This window comes from Flavobacterium hankyongi (genome assembly GCF_036840915.1).
GTDB lineage: Bacteria > Bacteroidota > Bacteroidia > Flavobacteriales > Flavobacteriaceae > Flavobacterium > Flavobacterium hankyongi.
In genome coordinates this window covers 2,074,292-2,095,571 of the sequence record NZ_CP085725.1, presented here as the reverse complement: position 1 = coordinate 2,095,571, position 21,280 = coordinate 2,074,292, and the positions used below count along the sequence as shown (strand labels likewise).

General features: G+C 33.4%; 19 protein-coding genes. 1 reads left to right on the top strand and 18 read right to left on the bottom strand.

Translation table 11 applies throughout. From position 1 onward, the window contains the following. Positions 1–90: 90 nt before the first annotated feature. From LJY17_RS09745 to LJY17_RS09715, 7 genes are all read right to left on the bottom strand, one after another. On the bottom strand, positions 91–807 hold the full coding sequence (locus tag LJY17_RS09745; protein ID WP_264544900.1) for a pirin family protein: 717 nt from the start codon (positions 805–807) through the stop codon (positions 91–93). Positions 808–1,066: 259 nt separating this feature from the next. Continuing rightward, the gene (locus LJY17_RS09740) at positions 1,067–1,642 is read right to left on the bottom strand and encodes a Crp/Fnr family transcriptional regulator (RefSeq protein ID WP_264543636.1); all 576 of its coding nucleotides are present in this window, start codon (positions 1,640–1,642) and stop codon (positions 1,067–1,069) included. Positions 1,643–1,645: 3 nt separating this feature from the next. After that, a complete protein-coding gene (locus LJY17_RS09735; protein ID WP_264543635.1) occupies positions 1,646–1,972 on the bottom strand; it encodes a DUF6370 family protein in 327 nt (108 codons plus the stop codon). 210 nt (positions 1,973–2,182) lie between these two features. Beyond that, entirely contained in the window at positions 2,183–4,054 is a 1,872-nt protein-coding gene (locus LJY17_RS09730) for a peptidase U32 family protein (RefSeq protein ID WP_264543634.1), read from the bottom strand. Between the two features lie 149 nt (positions 4,055–4,203). Continuing rightward, complete coding sequence (gene purT / locus LJY17_RS09725) at positions 4,204–5,391, bottom strand: formate-dependent phosphoribosylglycinamide formyltransferase (protein WP_264544899.1); 1,188 nt, start codon at positions 5,389–5,391, stop codon at positions 4,204–4,206. A 37-nt stretch (positions 5,392–5,428) separates the two neighbouring features. Beyond that, positions 5,429–6,616 (bottom strand): pyridoxal phosphate-dependent aminotransferase, encoded by a 1,188-nt coding sequence (locus LJY17_RS09720; RefSeq protein ID WP_264543633.1) that lies wholly within the window; start codon positions 6,614–6,616, stop codon positions 5,429–5,431. Positions 6,617–6,647: 31 nt separating this feature from the next. Continuing rightward, the gene (locus tag LJY17_RS09715) at positions 6,648–7,742 is read right to left on the bottom strand and encodes a fatty acid desaturase family protein (RefSeq protein ID WP_264543632.1); all 1,095 of its coding nucleotides are present in this window, start codon (positions 7,740–7,742) and stop codon (positions 6,648–6,650) included. Between the two features lie 105 nt (positions 7,743–7,847). On the opposite strand from LJY17_RS09715, the gene rsmG reads away from it, so the two are divergent. Next, complete coding sequence (gene rsmG, locus LJY17_RS09710) at positions 7,848–8,468, top strand: 16S rRNA (guanine(527)-N(7))-methyltransferase RsmG (protein ID WP_264543631.1); 621 nt, start codon at positions 7,848–7,850, stop codon at positions 8,466–8,468. A gap of 186 nt (positions 8,469–8,654) precedes the next feature. Here the strand turns inward: rsmG and pruA are convergent, their stop codons facing one another. The 11 genes from pruA to gpmI form a co-directional block, all read right to left on the bottom strand. After that, positions 8,655–10,280 carry an L-glutamate gamma-semialdehyde dehydrogenase gene (pruA, locus tag LJY17_RS09705; RefSeq protein ID WP_264543630.1) on the bottom strand — a complete coding sequence of 542 codons (1,626 nt, stop codon included), beginning with the start codon at positions 10,278–10,280 and terminating at the stop codon, positions 8,655–8,657. A gap of 134 nt (positions 10,281–10,414) precedes the next feature. Beyond that, a complete protein-coding gene (gene apaG, locus LJY17_RS09700) occupies positions 10,415–10,801 on the bottom strand; it encodes a Co2+/Mg2+ efflux protein ApaG (RefSeq protein ID WP_264543629.1) in 387 nt (128 codons plus the stop codon). Positions 10,802–10,872: 71 nt separating this feature from the next. After that, complete coding sequence (locus LJY17_RS09695; protein ID WP_264543628.1) at positions 10,873–12,123, bottom strand: DUF5103 domain-containing protein; 1,251 nt, start codon at positions 12,121–12,123, stop codon at positions 10,873–10,875. A 59-nt stretch (positions 12,124–12,182) separates the two neighbouring features. Next, the gene (locus LJY17_RS09690; protein ID WP_264543627.1) at positions 12,183–12,953 is read right to left on the bottom strand and encodes a class I SAM-dependent methyltransferase; all 771 of its coding nucleotides are present in this window, start codon (positions 12,951–12,953) and stop codon (positions 12,183–12,185) included. After that, positions 12,953–13,777, bottom strand: coding sequence for a type I methionyl aminopeptidase (gene map, locus LJY17_RS09685; protein ID WP_264543626.1), 825 nt, complete (start codon positions 13,775–13,777; stop codon positions 12,953–12,955). The genes LJY17_RS09690 and map overlap by 1 nt, the downstream gene beginning before the upstream one ends. A 176-nt stretch (positions 13,778–13,953) precedes the next feature. Further along, positions 13,954–15,324: a TolC family protein gene (locus tag LJY17_RS09680; protein WP_264543625.1), complete on the bottom strand. Its 1,371-nt coding sequence runs from the start codon at positions 15,322–15,324 to the stop codon at positions 13,954–13,956. After that, on the bottom strand, positions 15,324–16,673 hold the full coding sequence (locus LJY17_RS09675; RefSeq protein ID WP_264543624.1) for an HlyD family secretion protein: 1,350 nt from the start codon (positions 16,671–16,673) through the stop codon (positions 15,324–15,326). The genes LJY17_RS09680 and LJY17_RS09675 overlap by 1 nt, the downstream gene beginning before the upstream one ends. Before the next feature lie 9 nt (positions 16,674–16,682). After that, entirely contained in the window at positions 16,683–18,335 is a 1,653-nt protein-coding gene (locus tag LJY17_RS09670; RefSeq protein ID WP_264543623.1) for a peptidase domain-containing ABC transporter, read from the bottom strand. Continuing rightward, complete coding sequence (locus LJY17_RS09665; RefSeq protein ID WP_264543622.1) at positions 18,332–19,003, bottom strand: TetR/AcrR family transcriptional regulator; 672 nt, start codon at positions 19,001–19,003, stop codon at positions 18,332–18,334. Before LJY17_RS09665 ends, LJY17_RS09670 begins: the two co-directional genes overlap by 4 nt. Positions 19,004–19,178: 175 nt before the next feature. Continuing rightward, positions 19,179–19,745, bottom strand: coding sequence for a thioredoxin family protein (locus LJY17_RS09660; protein WP_264543621.1), 567 nt, complete (start codon positions 19,743–19,745; stop codon positions 19,179–19,181). 4 nt (positions 19,746–19,749) lie between these two features. Beyond that, on the bottom strand, positions 19,750–21,267 hold the full coding sequence (gene gpmI / locus LJY17_RS09655) for a 2,3-bisphosphoglycerate-independent phosphoglycerate mutase (protein WP_264543620.1): 1,518 nt from the start codon (positions 21,265–21,267) through the stop codon (positions 19,750–19,752). Between the last annotated feature and the right edge of the window lie 13 nt (positions 21,268–21,280).

Here is a 21,280-nt window from a genome sequence, read left to right as displayed (position 1 = left end):
TTTATTTTTTAAATGTTGTTATTAAATTTTGATAGTTCAAAGGTAGTTTGACTTTGTCTTCCAAGTACTTAATCTAGATTAAGAAATGTATTAAATGTGCATTGGAACTTCCATTAGCAAAAATTCTGCATCTGAATCTGCTTTAATAGAAACACTGTTAGTATTCCAAATCCCCAAACCATCTCTTTTGTTTAAGTTTTGTCCATTTATAGTCAAATCACCATTTAGCACAAAAACATATAATCCGTTAACTTCTTTTTTGAAATTATAAGTTGTAGCAATGTCTTTGTCAAATTTTCCTAAATGAAACCATGCATCTTGATGTATCCAAACACCTGCATCATCTGCATTTGGAGATAAGATTTGTTGTAATTTATTATGTCTGTCTTCCTGATTTAAAGTGATTTGGTCATAACGAGGAGCAACTCCTTTTTTGTTAGGAATAACCCAAATTTGAAGAAATTTTACTGCTTCATCTTCATTTTTGTTGTATTCGCTGTGTTGGACTCCAGTTCCGGCACTCATCACTTGAATGTCACCATTTTTTATCACGGTTTTATTTCCCATACTGTCTTGGTGTTCTAAATCACCTTCTAATGGGATACTGATGATTTCCATATCCTGATGAGGGTGTTTTCCAAAGCCCATTCCAGCAGAAACTGTATCGTCATTAAGTACTCGAAGTACTCCAAAATTCATTCTTTCAGGGTTGAAATAATTAGCAAAGCTAAAAGTGTGAAAACTTTGTAACCAACCATGATTAGCATTACCGCGTGTATCGGCTTTGTGTAAAACGATATTTTCCATAATTTTTGAGTTTGTGTTTTGAATGTGATTGAATCCGATGGTTTCTTTTTCGGATTCAGTAGTTTTTTTAGCTAAAGCAGTTCCTGTTAGAATTGCTCCGCAACCTAAAGCTACTTTTCGGATAAAATCTTTTCGGTTCATAACTTGTTCATTTTGATAGGACAAAGTTATGATAGAGGGAAGGGTAGAATACTTAACCTAGATTAAGAAATGTTTTATGTCAAAAGCCAAAAGATAGAAGAGGAGAACTACCTTGCTATTATTTTTTCAGTAATCTGGCTTTCATTTTACTGAAAAATTCAGGAGTTACTCCTATATAAGAGGCAATTTGCTTTTGAGGAATGCAGTGCGCTAAATCGTTGAATTTTTTAAGGAATTTGTCGTAACGAGCTTCGGCAGTGAAACTCATGTTGTCAATAAGTCGTTGTTGGCTAGCAACTAAAGAGTTTTCTATAATAATGCGGAAAAAACGTTCCAGTTTAGGGATTTCGGAATACATTTTTTCTTGATTTTCTTTAGAAATGGCAAAAACTTCTGCATCTTCGTTTACTTCAATGTATAATTGGCCTGGGCGTTGCGATAGAAAACTGTACATATCAGCAATCCACCAACCAGGGCAAGCAAAACTTACAACATGCTCTACGCCGTTTTCATCCATATTATAACTCCGAATAATGCCTTTGGTTACAAAATAGGAATGGGTGCAAACTTCCCCTGATTTAAGAAGTATAGTTTTTGCTTTAAATTGTAAGGGTTCTGTAAAAGATAAAACACGTTCCTGCTCTTGTGGAGTGAGTGAAACGTGTTTAGCTATGTTTTCGAGAAGTAAATTCAAAAATTATTTTTTTGTTTTTTCGTCAACCAAAGCAAAATCAGTTGCTAAAAATTTATCATTTTTGATTTCTCCACTAACTTGAGCTTTTCTAACAGCATTACAAAAGCCATTTTCTGCATGTGCATCACCATGTTTGTCAATCGAAGTACCTTCAACAAAATAAGCTTTGCCATCAATGCGTACGGCTAAATCACATCCTTTTTTGCTTGTTAAACCAAAATTGCATTGACCACAAGAAGCCTCAACAACTTGATTTTTTATTTCTTTTTTCTCTTGCGCACTAATGCTAAACGACACTAGCGTTAGTAACAATAAAATTATTTTTTTCATAATTTAAATTCTTTTGATTTTTGATTTCACATCGTCTTGGGCCACATTTCATTCGATGAGGTCCGCAAGATGTAATGGTAAAGATAATAAATAAAAAGAAAACTATTTTTCTCATATTATAGATTTTACATTTACTAATGTAACCATTTTTTTGTTCTTTTTATTGTGTAAAAAAACCGATGTTTTACTAAAAAAGCATCGGTTTGTATATTAATGCATATGATCTTCTTCAATTTCGAATTCGGCATCTTTTTCCCAAATCTCCATTTCACAAGGTTTACAGTTGAATTTTAATTTGTATTCCAGTTCGCCTTGTTTTAATACCAATGGTTCTTTCAGTTTTTGATCCATGTTTTCACGATGGTATTTCGGGCATCGCTCCAATTCGTATTTGATGCAGTATTTAGTTGTCATTACACGAGATTTTCCAGGATCCCATTGTAATTCAAATGCTTTTTCAATTTCGGTAACACCGTGGCGTTCGTAAAACTTACGAGCTGTTTTGTTGGCTACGTTATAGGTGAAATCTAATTTGGTTTCAGGATAAGGATGTGACGTTTTTTCTAGTTGGTGTTCATGACGAACGTAGTTTTGTAATCTAATTTCAGATAATTGTTCGAAAACATTTCTTCTCATTTCGTTGATTTTTGAAATAGGAAGGAACCAGTTTTCAGAAAATTCTATAGTAATTTCATCAGCAGTATAAGGTGTGAAACCTGTTTTTGCCAAATTTACTTTGAAATTCTCCTCGATAGATTCGTTATTTTTAGTTCTTTCTTTTGGATGAGCCAATTGAACCTTACTTACATTACCATCTTCATCAGTAGCTATTAGTTCAAAACCATTTTCGTTTTCTTTCAGCAATAATGTTGTACTGATTTTTCGAATAGCACTGTCTTCTCTTTCAACTAATCTGATAAATGCCGCATCGTTATTACGGTAAATCTCCGTTCCGTTTGCGATTTCTTTCAATACATTTGGATAAACAATGCCGTTTTCAACTTTGTTTACATAAATTCCTTCGGCTTCATTGTTTTCATTAATGTAGCAAAGTCCGTCACCATTGTTTAATAATTCTCCGTTTTCAATAATATAAGAGTTTCCAATAGTATTTACTAATTTACCAATGAATTGCCCTTTTGATTTTGGACTTTCCCAAGAACCAATCGACTGATGTCTTTCGTTTACGAAATAATCGGTATAACCACGGTTGAAGGTGCGACTCAATTCAGAATCGAAAGTATAGGTACAGCTTCCTGAGGAAGCTTTGGTATATTTATCGTCATTTTCGGCCAGAAAAGCATCCAGTTTTTTTCGTAAGAAAGAAACATTGTTTTTTACATATACAATATCTTTTAGGCGTCCTTCAATTTTGAAAGAACAAATACCTGCTTCGACTAAATTTGGAATCTGATCCGAAACATCAAAGTCTTTGATAGAAAGTAAGTGACTGTTTCTGATTAAAGTTTCCCCGTTTCCGTCGATTAAGTTGTAAGGCAAACGGCAGTTTTGCGCACAAGAACCTCTGTTGGCAGAACGTTCTCCGTTAGCCACACTCATATAACAATTTCCACTGAATGATACACATAATGCACCAGTAACGAAGAATTCCAATTCCACGTCTGTAGCTTCGCTGATTTCTTTGATTTGGTGTAAATTTAATTCACGTGCTAAAACCACACGTTGGATTCCGGCATCGGCTAAGAATTTTATTTTTTTAGGGTCACGATTGTTGGATTGTGTACTGGCATGAAGCGCAATAGGAGGTAAGTCCAATTCCAAAAGCCCCATATCCTGAATGATAAGCGCATCGACACCAATATCATATAGTTTCCAGATTAACTGACGGCAGGTTTCCAGTTCGTTGTCATAAATAATGGTATTGATAACCACAAAAATCTGTACGTTGTACAAATGTGCGTATTGCACCAATGCCGCAACATCTTCTATGGAATTGTTTGCGTTTGAGCGAGCGCCAAATTTAGGAGCGCCTATATAAACGGCATCGGCACCAGCATTTATCGCTGCAATACCGGTTAACAAATCTTTTGCCGGAGCTAAAATTTCAATCTTCTTCTTCATTTCTAAAAACTTATTTTCCGAATGTTACCGAAAAAATGAGTGCAAATTTCCGAAAAAAAAATAAGGTTACGAATTATCGTTGCGTTTTTTGATTAAAAGATATTGTTTTTAAAGAAATTACTTCATTACCAGATAAGTAATTCCGTTTTTTATGGATTCACTTTTACTAGAGCTGCTGTTTTTTTAGCTTTTTCTACAATTTCTTCAATTGGAGTATTAAGTGAATCATTTATTAAAACAACACCCATTCTTCTATAAGGTCTTGAAGTAGGTTTTCCAAAGATTCTAAAATCGGTTTTTGATAAACTTGCAACTTTTTCGATACCATCAAATGTTGGATTATTTGAATTTTCTGTTGCTAAAATTACGGCACTGGCTCCAATTTTTTCCTGAGTGATTTCGGCAATTGGAATGCTTAGAATAGCACGTAAATGCAGCTCAAACTCATTAAAATTTTGCGTTTTTGCCAAAGTAACCATACCAGTATCATGTGGTCTTGGAGATAATTCAGAGAAATAAACACCTTCATCTGTTAAAAAAAACTCAACACCAAAAAGTCCTGCACCACCCAACGCTTCGGTTACTTTTCGGGCCATATCTTGTGCTTCTAAAATGTCTTTTTGAGAAACATTAGCGGGCTGCCAGCTTTCCTGATAATCGCCTCTTTCCTGACGATGTCCAATTGGCGCACAAAATAATGTTGGATGATTGTTTTGGGTAACTGTCAATAGTGTTATTTCTGAATTGAAATTAACAAAAGCTTCTACAATTACTTCTACAATATCACCTCTTGATCCTTCTACGGCATATTTCCATGCTTTTTCAATATCTTCTTGGTTTTTTATAGTCGATTGTCCTTTTCCTGAAGAACTCATTAATGGTTTTACCACACACGGAATGCCAACTTCTGCAACTGCTGTTTCTAATTCTTGTTCTGTTGTAGCATAACGATAGTTTGCTGTACGAAGCCCTAAGTCTTTAGCTGCTAAATCACGAATGGCTTTTCGGTTCATGGTAAAGTTTGCAGCTTTAGCCGAAGGAACAACTTTTATACCTTGTTTTTCGTAATCATAAAAACGTTCGGTGCGGATGGCTTCAATTTCAGGAACGATAAAATCAGGATTGTGTTTGGCAACAATTCGGTCTAGTTCAGCTCCATCGAGCATATTGATGATTTCAAATTCGTGTGCAACTTGCATTGCCGGGGCATTAGCATAACTATCTACAGCAATTACATATTGCCCAATGCGTTGTGCAGCGATAACGAATTCTTTTCCTAATTCTCCTGAACCTAATAAAAGTATTTTTTTTTGCATTTGTTGTGTTGTGGTTTGTATAAAATAAAAAAGCCCCAAGTTTCCTTGAGGCGTGATATTATGATAAAGCTTCTTTAATTCTCTTTATTGCTTCTCTTAATACTTCTTCACTGGTTGCATACGACAAGCGAATACAGTTCGGATTTCCAAAAGCATCACCTGTTACCGTTGCTACATTTGCTTCTCCTAATAGGTACATAGCAAAATCATTTGCATCTTTAATTTCTTTTCCTCTTAATGTTTTTCCGAAGTATTCGGAAACATCTGGGAAGAAATAAAAAGCGCCTTCAGGCATAGTTAATTTGAAACCAGGAATTTCAGAAAGTAATTGGTACACAATTCCTCTTCTGCTCTCAAAAGCATCTACCATATATTTAATTGCAGAAGGAGCAGCTTCGACAGCGGCTTTAGTAGCACGTTGTGCAATTGAATTAGCACCGCTAGTTACTTGACCTTGCATTTTGATACAAGCTTTAGCAATAAATTCTGGAGCTCCAATGTAACCAATTCTCCATCCTGTCATGGCAAATGCTTTTGCAACACCATTTACAGTTATGGTATTGTTTTCCATTCCTGGGATTGAACCAATGCTACAGTATTTTCCTGTGTAATTGATATGTTCGTAGATTTCATCAGAAACCACGTAAATGTTAGGGTGTTTTTTTAATACTTCTGCTAATGCTTCTAATTCTTCTTGGCTATATACAGAACCTGATGGATTACAAGGCGAGCTAAACCACATCATTTTGGTTTTTGGTGTGATGGCAGCTTCTAATTGTGCTGGAGTAATTTTAAAGTTTGATGTTACTGAAGTTTCAACCGGAACTGGAATACCGCCAGAAAGCTTAATTATTTCAAAATACGATACCCAATAAGGTGCTGGAAGAATTACTTCATCGCCATCGTTTAACATCACTTGAGCAATATTGTAAAGTGATTGCTTTGCTCCTGTAGAAACTACAATTTGAGCGGGTGTATAATTTAAATTATTATCTCTTTTGAATTTATTGCAAATTGCCTCTTTTAAATCTGCATATCCTTCAACTGGAGGATAAGTAGAATAATTGTCGTCGATTGCTTTTTTAGCTGCTTCTTTAATAAAGTCAGGAGTATTAAAATCAGGTTCCCCTAAACTTAAACTGATAATATCTCTTCCTTGGGCTTTTAACTCTCTGGCTAATGCAGCCATAGCTAAAGTTTGTGAAACGGCTAGGTTGTTAATTCTTTCCGATAAAATTGTATTCATTTTAGTTTTTAAATTGTGTTGTGTGTTTGATTTATGCTAGTTGTGGTTTTTGTCCTAATTCTTTTAAATGGCGGAAATGTGAAACTACAGCTGCTCTCATGGTTTTGTATTCGTGATAAGGCAAGTTGCATTCTTGAGCTGTTTGCTTTACGATTTCAGCTATTTTAGTGTAATGAACATGACTAATGTTTGGAAAAATATGATGTTCTATTTGGTGGTTCAAACCTCCAGTGTACCAGTTTATTAACCAGTTTTTAGGAGCGAAATTTACTGTTGTAAATAATTGGTGAATAGCCCAAGTATTTTCCATTTCACCTTCAGATGACGGTTCTGGAGTTACAGTGTCTTCGATAACGTGAGCTAATTGGAAAATTACACTTAAAATTACACCTGCAGTATAATGCATAACTACAAAACCAATAAGTACTTCCCACCATGCAATCCCCAAAACCATTGGAATAACTAACCAAATTGAAAAATAAATAGTTTTAGTGATTACTAAAGTTGTCCATTGTATAGCAGGGCTTTTGAATTCTCCGTATGATAATTTACGTTTTAAATAACGTTTCATCTGAAGAAAGTCAGTAGTGATAGCCCAGTTAAAAGTTAACAACCCATAAAGAAAAACAGAATAATAATGTTGAAATTTATGGAAACGACGCCATTCTGCTTGTTTGCTAAAACGCATGATTCTTCCTGCTTCTAAGTCTTCATCATGACCTGGAATATTCGTATACGTGTGATGCAACACATTGTGTTGAACTTGCCAGTTATATACATTTCCTGCAAGGATATAAATACTTCCGCCCATGATTTTGTTTAGCCATTGTTTAGAAGAATAAGATCCATGATTACCATCGTGCATAACATTCATTCCTACACCAGCCATTCCAATTCCTATTACGATAGATAGTAATAAGTGTGCCCAAAAAGGTAAATCTAAAGTAAGAATTAGAAAATATGGAGTTAAAAACAAAGCAAACATGACAATTGTTTTTAAGTGTAATTTCCAGTTCCCAGTTTTTTGTATGTTGTTTTCTTTGAAATAGTTGTTGACTCTAGAATTTAAAGTTCTAAAAAACTTCATTGAGTCAGTTCTTGAAAAAGTTGGAATTGTTGTACTCATAATATTTACAATAAGTGCCAAAGTTAATGTTTAATAAATTTAATTGGTACTCATTAACACAAATTTTAACCCTTAAATTGTGTAATTTTGTAAAAAATTTAATATATGGAAGAAATACTAAAGTATTTTCCTAATTTGTCACGAGAGCAAATTAATCAGTTCACAAAATTAGAAGCCTTATATCAAGATTGGAATGCTAAGATTAATGTAATTTCAAGAAAAGATATTGAAGAGTTATATATAAAACACGTATTACATTCGTTAGCTATTGCTAAAATTCAAGAGTTTAAGCCTGGAAGTACAGTTTTGGATGTAGGGACTGGTGGAGGATTTCCAGGGATTCCGTTAGCGATTCTTTTTCCTGAAACAAAATTTTATTTGATAGATATTATTGCCAAAAAAATAAAAGTAGTTAATGAAGTTGCTGCTGGTATTGGTTTAAAAAATTTAAAAGCAGAACAAAAAAGAGCAAACACAATTAATGATAAATTTGATTTTATTGTTAGTCGTGCAGTAACTAATATGCCTGATTTTGTAAGTTGGGTAAAAGGAAAAACTAAAAAGAATGATGCTCATTCTGAACGAGCAAACGGGATTTTGTATTTAAAAGGTGGAGATTTAACAGAAGAGTTGAATGATTTTCCAGAATCAATTCAGTATAATATTTCAGATTTTTTTACAGAAGATTTTTTCGAAACAAAAAAGGTAGTTTATTTACCATTATAGAAAAACATCTGGCATTTTGCCAGATGTTTTTTTAATTGAGCTTTATTGGCTTAAATTTTATATGTGTGTATAATAATTTTTTTACACAAAGTAGTTTTTTATGATATTTCAAAATATTCATCTTAAAAATTGCGAATATAAAAAAACCGTGTTTCTGACACGGTTTTAAGAATTTTGATTTTTTTATTAGTCTAGAAAAGGATATCTATAATCTGTAGGAGTAACAAATGTTTCTTTGATTGTTCTAGGAGAAACCCAACGCAATAAGTTTTGAGCAGAACCTGCTTTATCGTTTGTTCCTGATGCTCTTGCTCCACCAAAAGGTTGCATTCCCACAACCGCACCTGTTGGTTTGTCGTTAATGTAGAAGTTACCTGCACTGTTTTGTAACGCAACTGTAGCTTCTTCAATAGCATAACGGTCTTGGCTGAAAACAGCACCTGTTAATGCATATTCAGATGTTGAGTCTACTAATTTTAATACACTAGTCCAGTCTTTGTCTTCATAAACATAAACTGTCAATACAGGTCCGAATAATTCGGTTTCCATTGTTGTGTATTTTGGATTTGAAGTTAAGATAACTGTTGGTTCAACAAAATATCCAACAGATTTGTCATAACCACCACCAAAAATAACTTCTGCGTCAGTATCAGCTTTTGCTTGGTCAATGTATTTGGCTAACTTATCAAATGAACCTTCGTGAATTACAGCAGTTACAAAGTTTGAAAAGTTTTGAGGTGTACCTTGTTTGATTGTCGCTAGTTCTTTACCCATTTCTTCTTTAATAGAAGGCCATAAGCTAGCAGGGAAATAAGCTCTAGAAGCAGCAGAACATTTTTGTCCTTGAAATTCGAAAGCACCACGAATTGTATTGGCGACTACTTGTTTTACATTAGAAGATGGGTGAACTAAGATAAAATCTTTTCCTCCAGTTTCACCAACAATTCTTGGATATGTTTTGTATGTGTGGATGTTTTCTCCAATTTTTTTCCAAATTTCTTTGAATACAAAAGTAGAACCTGTATAGTGTATTCCAGCAAAATCAGGAGAAGCTAAAACTGTGTCAGTGATCATTACGGGATCACCAAAAACTACATTGATAACTCCATCAGGAACGCCAGCTTCTTTGAATACATCAATTATTACTTTTGCAGAAAATACTTGGCTGTCTGATGGTTTCCAAACAACAACATTACCCATTAAAGCAGCACTAGCAGGCAAGTTAGCAGCAATAGCTGTAAAATTAAACGGAGTGATTGCGTAAACAAAACCTTCTAATGGACGGTATTCTACACGATTCCAAACATCAGAATTTGATGCTGGTTGGTCTTTATAGATTTGAGTCATGAACTCAACATTATATCTTAAGAAGTCAATTAATTCACAAGCTGCATCAATTTCTGCTTGGTGAATTGTTTTTGACTGTGCAATCATTGTTGCGGCATTTATTTTAGCTCTGTATGGTCCGGCTATTAATTCGGCAGCTTTTAAGAAAATAGCAGCACGTTGTTCCCAAGCCATATTTGCCCATTTGGCACGGCTTTCTAAAGCATTTGCAATAGCTTTTTCAATATGTGATTTTTCAGCTAAATGGTATGTTCCTACAACATGTTTGTGATTGTGAGGAGGAGTCATGTTGCGAGTGTTGCCTGTTCTGATTTCTTCACTTCCTATGTATAGTGGAACATCAATTTTCTCATTCCACATTGCGTTGTAAGCTTTGTGTACTGCTACTGTTTCTGGTGAATCTGGTAAATATGATTTTACGGGTTCGTTTACCGCTTTGGGTATATTAAAAAATCCTTTAAGCATTTTTTTTATTTTGAAAATTAGACAATTGTGATGTTGATTTCGAGTACAAAAGTACAAAGGTTTTTTGGATTAGCCCAGATAGATGAGTAAAGCTTTTTGGTGAAAAATTTGAACTTTTCAACCCGAATTACTCCCTAATTTAATGCGAATGGAGCATTTAATTTAAATGTAGGAACAATTACTTTGAATGACCTTGTTGAGGTGAAGTTTATCATTTCGAAATGTCCTTTCATACTTCCGTGAGGAGAACAAAGTAAGCAGCCAGAACTATAAGTGTGGGTTTCACCAGGTTTTAATACTGGTTTTTTGCCAATAACACCTTCGCCATCAACGGTTTCCATTTCGTTAAGAGCGTCGAAAATTTCCCAATGACGTGCCATTAGTTGAACAGAATCTTTACTATGGTTTTCTATCGTAATATGATAGCTGAAAGCAAAATGCATTTTATGGTTTTTGAAGTAAGTACCTTCAAAAGCAGTCATGACTGAGATTTTAATGCCTCTTGTAATTTGAGTTACCATAAAATACAATTTCTACATTTTCACAAAGTTATGAATTTATTGAAAACAAATATTAATTGAAATGATAAATTTTAATTGGTGATATTTGTTGAGTTTGTATCTCCTTTTCCAATCACTCTATCATAGCGATCACCATTTGCTCTGTAATACACTAGGGCAGTATAATTGTTTTCAGTTTCGTAGTAATTTCCATCTATAGCATTTTCGTTATCAATGTTGTGTTTGCTATCTATTAAGGTGTAATTGTAATTGTTGAACCCTTGTTTTATTAAAATTGCTTTTTGAAAAATACCTTTTTCAGTATTGTATTCCATTTTGTTTTCAGAAGTCAGGGCGTTGTTGTTGAACATTCCTGTGATATAAATGTTTGAATTTGCTTGATATTCTGGAGCAAAAAGTGAAAAATAGACCCAAGTATAATCCGCTTCGACATCACTGTTCTGAGCAGTTAAATTTCTTGGTTGAAAATTTCCATTTACATCAGGAAAAAAAGTATAACCTTTGTTTTTTCTGGGTGAATTAGTATATAAAAATGTATTGTAAAGTCCGCTGTTACTATCTACTTTAGATATGGAGTTGGTTGCAGCTCTAATTTCTTTATTGTCAAAATATAAATATTCATTACCTGCAAAAAATTGAGTTTCTTTATTGTATTTGAAAATTAAATCGTTGCCAATTGTAAATTGTGGTTTTACATTTACAATGCAGTTGTTCCATTTTCCGTTTTGAAAAAGAATGACTTTTACATTTTGCATTGGGTTTTGAAAAAGTATGTTTTGTGATTTTATACTAAATTCAACATTGTGCATTTTTTTGTTATCAGCAACTATTCTTGATCTTTTTATTTGCATTGGGACATCAACTAATTCTTCGTAGACAACAAATCTTTTCGAAAAAATTAAATCTCGGGTACTGTTGTAAATAGATATTAAGTAGTTCCCACTTTTTGTAATATGGCAAAAGTTGTTTGGAAAATTTAATCGGTAATGAGAATACAATTGAAGTGTGTTGAAAGAGTTTTCGTAATCTTGAATTCGTTGATTGTCAATTCCTGAAAGGTATTCTGCTTTTGCTAAATCAGATGGTGTCCAATTATAATTGTAGTGTGTGACTGTAAAATAATAGTCTTCTTCATTGCCATACAGGTCATCGAAGCTAAATTGAAATGGTTCTCCTAATCTAAAAAAAGGATATACATTGTTAGTGTTTTGTGTAAACGTAACTGTTTTTATGTTAAAAGGAGCATCTGTTTCACTTACAGCCTGAGCATTTAAGTGACTTCCTAAAAAAGCGAAAACAATAAAAAGAATGATTCGTTGCATTATTTAATATCTGTATTCAGTAAAGATATAATTTTTACAACTAATTTTATGCCAATAAATTATTTATAACAAATAGGTATGATTTCTCCTTTTGCCAAACAATATTTTTCTACTAATTCTGATGAAAGTTTTGAAGTGTAATCTTCTTCTGTGACTTTAAAACCAATGCTTCTTAATTTGTCAAAATAATCTCTTCCGTAAACACGTACATGATCGTATTGTCCAAATATTTTAGCACGCTCTTTAGGGTCAGTGATAGAATCATCGCTAAAAGTCGTTGCTCTTGATAAGTCCTGCGGTATTTGAAAAATTCCCATACATTCAGGCTTTAAAACACGATATAATTCTTGCATGGCTTTAGTGTCATCTGGAATGTGTTCTAAAACGTGGTTGCAAAAAATTATATCGTAAGAGTTGTCTTCAAATGGTAAGTTACAAATGTCAGCCTTTACATCAGCCAATGGTGAAAATAAATCAGTTGTTGTGTACTCTATATTTTGCTGTTTTTTGAAGCGCTTGTAAAACTCTTGTTCAGGAGCAAAATGAAGTACTTTCTTTTTTTCTTTTGAAGTAAAAAAATCGGTTTCATTTTGTAAATATAACCAAAGCAATCTGTGTCTTTCTAATGAAAGTGTACTTGGAGAAAGTACATTATTACGTTGTGATCCATAACCATAAGGTAAAAACATACGGAAACTTTTCCCATCGATAGGATCTGTAAATTTATTTCCTTTCAATAAAAAGGCTAAAATAGGGCGAATAACAATACTTACTCTAATTAGTATTGGTCTTGGAACAACATTTAAAAAGAATTTGAATATTTTTTTCATTAGATAGCTAAAGGTACTTTTCTAAATTCATCTTCTTCATTGCTCACGATTCCTAAAGCTTTGTAAATATATGCGAAAGTCGAAAGTAATTCAGGCTTGCCATCAACAATAGCTACATCATGTTCAAAATGTGCTGAAGGTTTTCCGTCAGCAGTAGTGATAGTCCAGCCGTCTTTATGTTGTTTAATGTTTTTTGTGCCTTGATTAATCATAGGTTCGATTGCTACAACCATTCCTTCCTGAAGTAATTTTCCACGACCTCTTTTACCGTAGTTAGGCATTTCAGGAGCTTCATGCATCGTGCGTCCTAAACCATGTCCAACTAATTCTCTTACAACTCCGTAACCATTACTTTCGCAATATTTTTGAATAACATAACCTACATCTTCTGTACGATTACCAGCTTTAAATTCTCTAATTCCAGCGTATAAAGATTCTTTGGTAGTTTTTAATAACATTTTAGTAGCTAAAGCGACTTCACCTATTTCAAAAGTATAAGCATGATCACCATAAAAGCCATTTTTTAATGCACCACAATCAACAGAGATAATATCGCCATCTTCAAGAGGTTTGTCTGTTGGGATTCCATGTACAACCTGTGAGTTTGGACTCATACAAAGTGAATTAGGAAATCCATACATGCCTAAAAAAGCAGGTGTAGCTCCGTGATCACGGATGAATGTTTCGGCTAATTTATCAAGGTAAAGAGTAGTTACTCCAGGTTTAATTTCTGAAGCTATCATTCCTAATGTTTTAGATACAACTAATGCGCTTTCACGCATCAATTCAATTTCTTCGCGGGTTTTTATAATAATTGCACTCATGTTATTTACATAGGATTGCAAAAATACAACATTCTAGGAATAAATACTTAAATTTATAGGAATATGAATTTTGTTATATTTTATGAGATTTTTCAAGGAGTAATTTTTTTAAAATTGTAGGTTATTAGTGAATTGCCTAATTTATTCTGTAAACAAGTGTTAAGTTGATAATATAATTAAGGATTTCCTATTGCTCGATACAAATTTAATAGCGCATTATAATATCGATTTTCTAAAGCTATATCAGAAAGTTTAGAACTTACCAATGAGTTTTCTCTGGAATTTATCAGAAACAAAGAACTTTCTCCAATTGAAAATAAACGTTCTTCGGCAGTTAGCATTTTCTCGAAATCTGAAACTAATTTTTTATTGATTCGAAGCTGTTTTTCTAAAGAAGTTTGTTCTTGATTTAGCGATTCGATTTTATTTTTTAATTGTTGCTTTTCAAATTGTAAACTAAACTCGGTATCCTGAACTTTTAGTTTGGCTAATTTTAAACTTCCTCTTTCTTTTCTTAAAAATAAAGGCATGGTAAAGTTTACCCCTAATTTATAATCCTGAAATCGGTAATCAGTAAAATAATCCGGCTCGGAAAGATAATTGTAACTTACGTCTAACTTGGGTAAAAGTGCATTAGCTTTTAATCGTTGTTCTATAGTAAGCATATCAATTTTAGCGTTTAAGGCTTTTATTTTAGGGTGATTTTCAATATTAAATTGATTTAATCCGTTTTGTGACAGCGTGCTTTTAATTGTTTTGTCCAATTCGATTTCCGGAAATAAACTATCATCAATTTCTAAAGGGATATTGTTTTCAGTCCAAATATAATTGGAGACTTCTAATCTGGCTTTTGCCAATTTTAATTTGGCATCTTCTAAATTTAACTCACGATTTCGTACGGTCATACCAGCTTCAATGCTATCAATGGCAGGCTTGTCACCTTGTTCGATGAGCTTTCCTACACCATTAAAACGGATAGAAGCGTTTTTTAGATACGTTTCATACAGTTGTACTTCGTGATGGATTTTTTTCCAATTGAAATAACTTACAGATGCTTCATATAAAACTTCTAGCGCTTGTAAATCCCGTTCGGCAGTATTGAGAGTAAGTGCTAGTTTGGCTTTACGAATGTCGGCCATGCGCTGGTTGATAAATAAACCTTGACCCAAAGGCACACTAATGCCTAATGAGGTTAAACCCGAGTTTGGGGTGGTCATGTCTGGGTTTATATATATTCCTTCGTTGTTATCAAATGCGGCTTTTAGCTCGATTCCATACCAAGTTGGTATTTTAAAACTGGCATTAAATAACGAATAGTAATTTTTATCCTTAAATTGTTTTTCATTGAATTCGGCTTCTATTTTGGGGTCAAAAGCACCGCGTGCCTGCATTAATTGTGCTTGCGCTTCAGAAATATTCAGCTGTGCCTGCTTTACCAGTGGATGGTATTTTTTTACATAACCTAAGAATTCATTATAAGTGAGTTCTTTCGATTGCCCATAAATAGTGACCTGAAAAATTAATAGGATGTATACTAATTGCTTCATTATTTCTTTTCCGTTTTTGATTGACTTTCCGTTTTGTAAAAGTTAGGAGGGAAACCGTTAAGTGTTCGCCATATTTCAAACCAAATAGGGACATCTTCTAACAGTGCAAGCGTTTCGGAACCAGCACCTATACTAAGGAGTTCAGGCCATTTTTTATCTTTAGGATCTGGAGCTATTAGTACCCTGTATTTTCCGTTAGTACTAATGAAATTTTCTTTTGCAACGATAACACCTCCAAAAGTACCGTAGGAGACACCTGGCCATCCGCTGAAAACAATAGTAGGCCATCCGTCAAACCAAACGCTAACTTTTTGCCCTTTATGGACTAAAGGAAAATCTATGGGGTCTATATAAGTTTCTACTGCCAATTCAAAATTGGCAGGCATAATACTTACTAGAGAAGTACCTTCTTTAATGGTTTCACCTATGCCTGATTGCAAAGCTCTGTTTACATATCCGTCTTGTGGTGCCGTGATGTAATAGAGTCCGTTGCGGATTTTGTAATTGGTATATTGGTTTTTAAGTTTATTCACTTGAGCTTCTGTGTCAAATTGAGAACTCAAGGCTGTTTGTTTATCACTGCTTGCTTTGGCTGTTTTTTCAGAATATTCGGCATTAATACGACTCAATTCCATATTGGCATTCAACACTTCATTTTTAGAAGCCAGATATTTGTTTTCCTGAGTGATTATTTTTGCTTCAACATCTTGTAATTTGACTCTTTTTTCTTCAACATCTGTCAAGGGTTTTAAACCTTCATTATTCAAATTGACCGATCGGTTAAATTGCGTTCTAGCAATTTTAAGTTGTGTTTTAACAGCTTCCAAATCAATACTGTCACTTTTTACTTTTAGATAGGCTTGTTTGAGTTTGTTTTGAGCCTGTTTGAACTTTAATCCTCTTTCATTTTGTATAGCTCCCATTTGGCTTTCTAAAGCTTTTACTTTTTCTGCATAGGATTCTACGGCACTTTCTTTGGCCTTGACTTGATTTCCCGTATTTTCGACTAAATTAGGGTCAAAATAATCTTCTTTGATCTCAGATATATAAACAATTGTGTCTCCCTTTTTTACAAAGTCACCTTCTTGAACAAACCATTTTTCAATTCGTCCGGCAATAGCTGTTTGTATTTCCTGTGGTCTTTGGTTGGGTTTTAATGTAGTGACGTAACCGCTTCCTTTTATATTTTGTGTCCAAGGAAAAAACATAAATAGGAGTAAAACGATACCAGTGCCAATAAATATCCTATTGATGATCTTGTAATGACTATTTTCTCCAAAAATTTTAGCAGATCTGTATTTGTTCAGATCTACTGATTTTTCGATTCTATTGTTTGTGATATTAAGCATGGTAGATTCTTATTGTAATTTGCCGTTGTTAATAGTAAATATTTTGTTACATTTTTCCTCCCAATAATTGTTTTTGCTGATGACAACTAGTGTCCAGTTGTTTTTTGAGCTGGTTAAATAATCAATAATTTCCTTTGCAGATTTGTCGTCAGATTTATCTACGGGATCTTCTAAGAATAGAATTTTTGGGTTTTGAATAATACATCTTGCCAAAACAATTTTTTGAGCCACTGATGAATTGATTTGCTTGCCTTCCGGAAATAAATGAGTATCCAGTCCGTTTGGTAAATTTTTTATGACTTCTGTCAATTGAACTGTTTCAAGAACCTCAGTTACTTTTTCTATCGTAATATTTGGGTCGTTATAGGTTATGTTTTCTAAGATTGTTCCTTCAAAAGGAGCTTCATTCAGTGTGATTACCCCTATGTTGGATCTGAATTCATCTAAAGAATATTTTTTATAATTGGTTTCGTTCAAATAAATACTCCCGGAAGTAGGTTCGATGATTCTGGCTAAAAGTCGGACAAGAGTTGTTTTGCCGGCACCATTATCCCCTTTAATTAAAACCTTGTCATTTTGATTTATTTTCAGATTGATGTTTTGTAAAGTAGGAACATCAGCGCCTTTATATTGAAATGATAAATCTTTGGTTGCGATGGTTATGGGTGTGTCGCTGTTTATTTTGTAAAGAGCATTTTCAATAGTTAGGTTTTCTACTTCTTTGTCTACTACGGTGCCAAGTTTTTCTAAAGAAGTAAGTACGTCATAGTATAATTCCAGACCTGAAAATAATTTTTCAACGGCAGCTATAATGCTCAAAATAACAATCTCGGCTGCTACGAATTGTCCTATATTCATTTGCTGGTTGAGTACTAAAATTCCTCCAATGATTAACAAGCCAGCCGTTAGTAAAATTTTAAAACCTACAAGTTGAATAAATTGTTTTCTAAGAATTTTAAAATGACTTTCCCTCTGTGCTAAATATTCTGAAACTAAATTATCATTTTTTTCTAACGAGAATAAGAATAATTTGTTGTTTTTGAAACTGATATGATTGCGCGCAATCTCTTGCAGCCAATGTGCTACTTTGTATTTGTATTTTGATTCTTTTAAGCTGGTTTCTAAACCAATTTGGAAATTCATACGATAGATAAGGTATAGCAATCCACAAAGTACCATTCCGAAGAATATAAAAAAGGAATGATACAGAGAGAGTAGAAGAATTCCGAAAAGGATTTGTAATAGAGCTGTTGAAATATCTAATAATAGTTTAGAAACTCCTTTTTGAACATTTAAGGTGTCAAAAAACCTATTAGCAAGTTCTGGAGGGTATTCGTTGTAAAACTCGTTTTGTTTTATTCTTGGGAATCGATAAGCAAATTCGAAAGAAGCTCTAACAAATATTTTTTGCTGTAGGTTTTCTGTAATACGAAATTGCATAATGCGCATTACTCCCACAAGTGTCACTCCTATAAGTACCATAAAAACCAGTACCATCCATGAAGTGCTTACTTTTCCTGCCTGAATAAAATTCACAATAGACTGTATCCCAAGAGGCAAAGACAAGCTTATGATTCCCGCGAAAATGGCGTATAAAAATATCTGATAAATATCTTTACGGTCTAATTTGATGAGGTTTTTAAAACGTTCTATTGGTGTCATACTACTGCTTTTTTTGCTAGATCAATATAAAAGGCTGAAATATCGTCTGTTTCTTTAAAGTTTGTGATTGTCTTGAAATGCTGTTTCAAAAATTGTTGATGCAGTGCGCCTTCAACTATTGAAGAGGCTAAGCTTCTGGAATAAGTATAGTTTGGATTGACTTCATGGATTATTTCAATCAAGCGGTTAACGACACATTTGTAGATTAAAAAAAAGCCTTCTTTGTTTTCTTCATCTACTTCTTTGGTTAAGAAGGTTTTTGTGAATTCTGAAATTATAATTCTATTCAAAATAGCTTCGTTGATATGAGGAGTGTTCAGATCATCCGTGATGTTTTGTGTTACAATGCGTATTGCTTTCTCTAATTTTTCTTCTGCATTTGATATGTTGGCAGTAGAGAAAACTAAATTGTAGTCAATCCATGTCCAATACCATGAGGAAAGATAAACTAGTAGTTTGTGCTTATTTTCAAAATAGCGGTATATAGAACTCTCATTGGATTGAATTCTTTCTCCCAGTTTTTTAAAAGTAAATTGCTCAAACCCAATTTCATCAATTAATAGAATACTATTTTCTATAATCTTTTTACCCAGTTCGGAAGTTTCCGGGTCTTTAACATACAATTTATTATTAACGGCTATTTTAATATTTGATAAGAGATTTTTCATTGTTTAAATTTAATATCAACAAACTTACAAACAAAAATGAAAGTATTACTATTATTTAAGAATGTTTAACTTTTGTTTAATAAAAAAACCACTTGTAAAAGTGGTTTAATTAATTGATTTTTAATTTATTGTGTTTTTTTAAACTTTGGCTAAAATGATTTTTAGTATACTAAATTTAATTCTCGTATGTGTGTTTGTAAGGTTGTCCAGTGACTATTTTGAACATATCTTTTTCTAATGATTCTACAGGAGTTTCCACTATTCTGTGAAGTTCTTTTCCGTCTTTGTAAAAAATGAATGTTGGAACATTGGTTATATTAAGTCCATTTTCAAATTTTTCTGGAGTAGTTTTAGACCTGTCTACGGTGATTAGTTTTACTTTAGATAAATCAAAATCTATTGCGTCTAAGATTTTATAAAAACGAGGAACTTGCTGTTTGCTGTCATCACACCATGTTCCCATAAAAATTGTTATTGTATAATCTTGATTTAGATTTCTAAGAGAAAACAAAGTTTCCTGATTTGCTACATAAGAAGCTTCTTCAGGAGTAAACCATGAAGCGTAAGGTTCTTGTTGTAGGTCTGATTTCAAATGTTGTCCAATAAGCATGACTTCTTTAGGTTCTTCCGTTTTTACTTCTTGTTTGATTTCTTGAGAAACAACTTGTTGTTCCTGAATTTGTTTTGTTTTGCATCCAATAAATAATATTGAAGAAAGTATTAATAAAGATATATTTTTCATAGTATTATAAAAGTGAATGTTGTGTCATCGCTTCAGGTTTGTTTATACCCATTAATTCAAGTATTGTAGGAGCAATATCGCCTAATACTCCACTATTAATGGTTTTTAGTTCTTTATCGACTAAAATGATGGGTACAGGATTCGTTGTGTGGGCAGTATTTGGTGTTCCATCAGGGTTTATCATAGTTTCGCAATTCCCGTGATCAGCAATGATAATGGTCGTGTAGTTGTTTTCTAAAGCTGCTTCGACAACTTCTTTTACACATTGATCTACTGCTTCGCAAGCTTTGATTGCTGCTTGCATGTCGCCTGTATGGCCAACCATATCACCATTTGCAAAGTTTAGACAAACAAAATCTACTTCGCCTTTTTGTAATTCAGGAACCAAAGCATCTTTTAATTCAAAAGCACTCATTTCTGGTTTTAAGTCATAGGTTGCTACTTTTGGAGAATTTCTTAAAATACGTGATTCGCCTTCAAAAGGTTCTTCCTGTCCTCCCGAAAAAAAGAAAGTTACATGAGGGTATTTTTCTGTTTCGGCAATTCGAATTTGTTTTTTACCTGCTTTAGCTACTACTTCGCCCAAAGTTTCAGTAATGTTGTCTTTGTCATAAATTACATGAACATTATTGTATGTATCATCATAATTAGTCATAGTTACATAATACAAGTCTAATTTATGCATGTTTTGTTCGTGCATGTCTACTTGTGAAAGTACTTCGGTTAACTCACGTCCTCTGTCGGTACGGAAGTTGAAGAAGATAACCACATCACCATCTTTAATTGTGGCTAATGGAGTATTATTGTTGTTTGTAATTATAATTGGGTCAATAAATTCGTCAGTAATGTTGTTTGTATAGCTTTCATTTATGCTTGTCACTGGATTGGTTGAATGTTTTCCAAATCCATTAACAACTAAATCATAAGCTTTTTTTACACGTTCCCAACGTTTGTCTCTGTCCATTGCATAATAACGACCAATAATTGAGGCTATTTTTGCTGACGATTTTTGGCAGTAATTGTGTAAATCTTCGATGTGTTTTACGCCTGATTTTGGATCAACATCACGACCATCTGTAAAAGCATGAATAAATACATTATTTAATCCAAAATCTTGAGCTGCATCTAATAACCCTTTTAAGTGATCTGTATGTGAATGTACTCCGCCATCTGAAACCAATCCTAAAAAATGAACCGGTTTATTATTTTCTTTAGCATATGCAAAGGCATCGTTTAATACTTTCTCTTGATTGAGAGTTTTGTTTTGAACGGCTAAATTTATTTTTGCCAAGTCCTGATATACAATTCGACCCGCGCCCAAGTTCATATGTCCAACTTCGCTGTTGCCCATTTGTCCTTCGGGTAAACCTACATTTAGTCCATCAGTACGTAGTGTAGCGTTAGGGTATTTTGTGTATAAACTGTCAATAAATGGTGTATTGGCATTATCGATAGCTGATACTTTTGGGTCTGGAGATTTTCCCCATCCGTCTAGTATCATTAAAATTACTTTCTTATTCATGTTAAGTTATTTA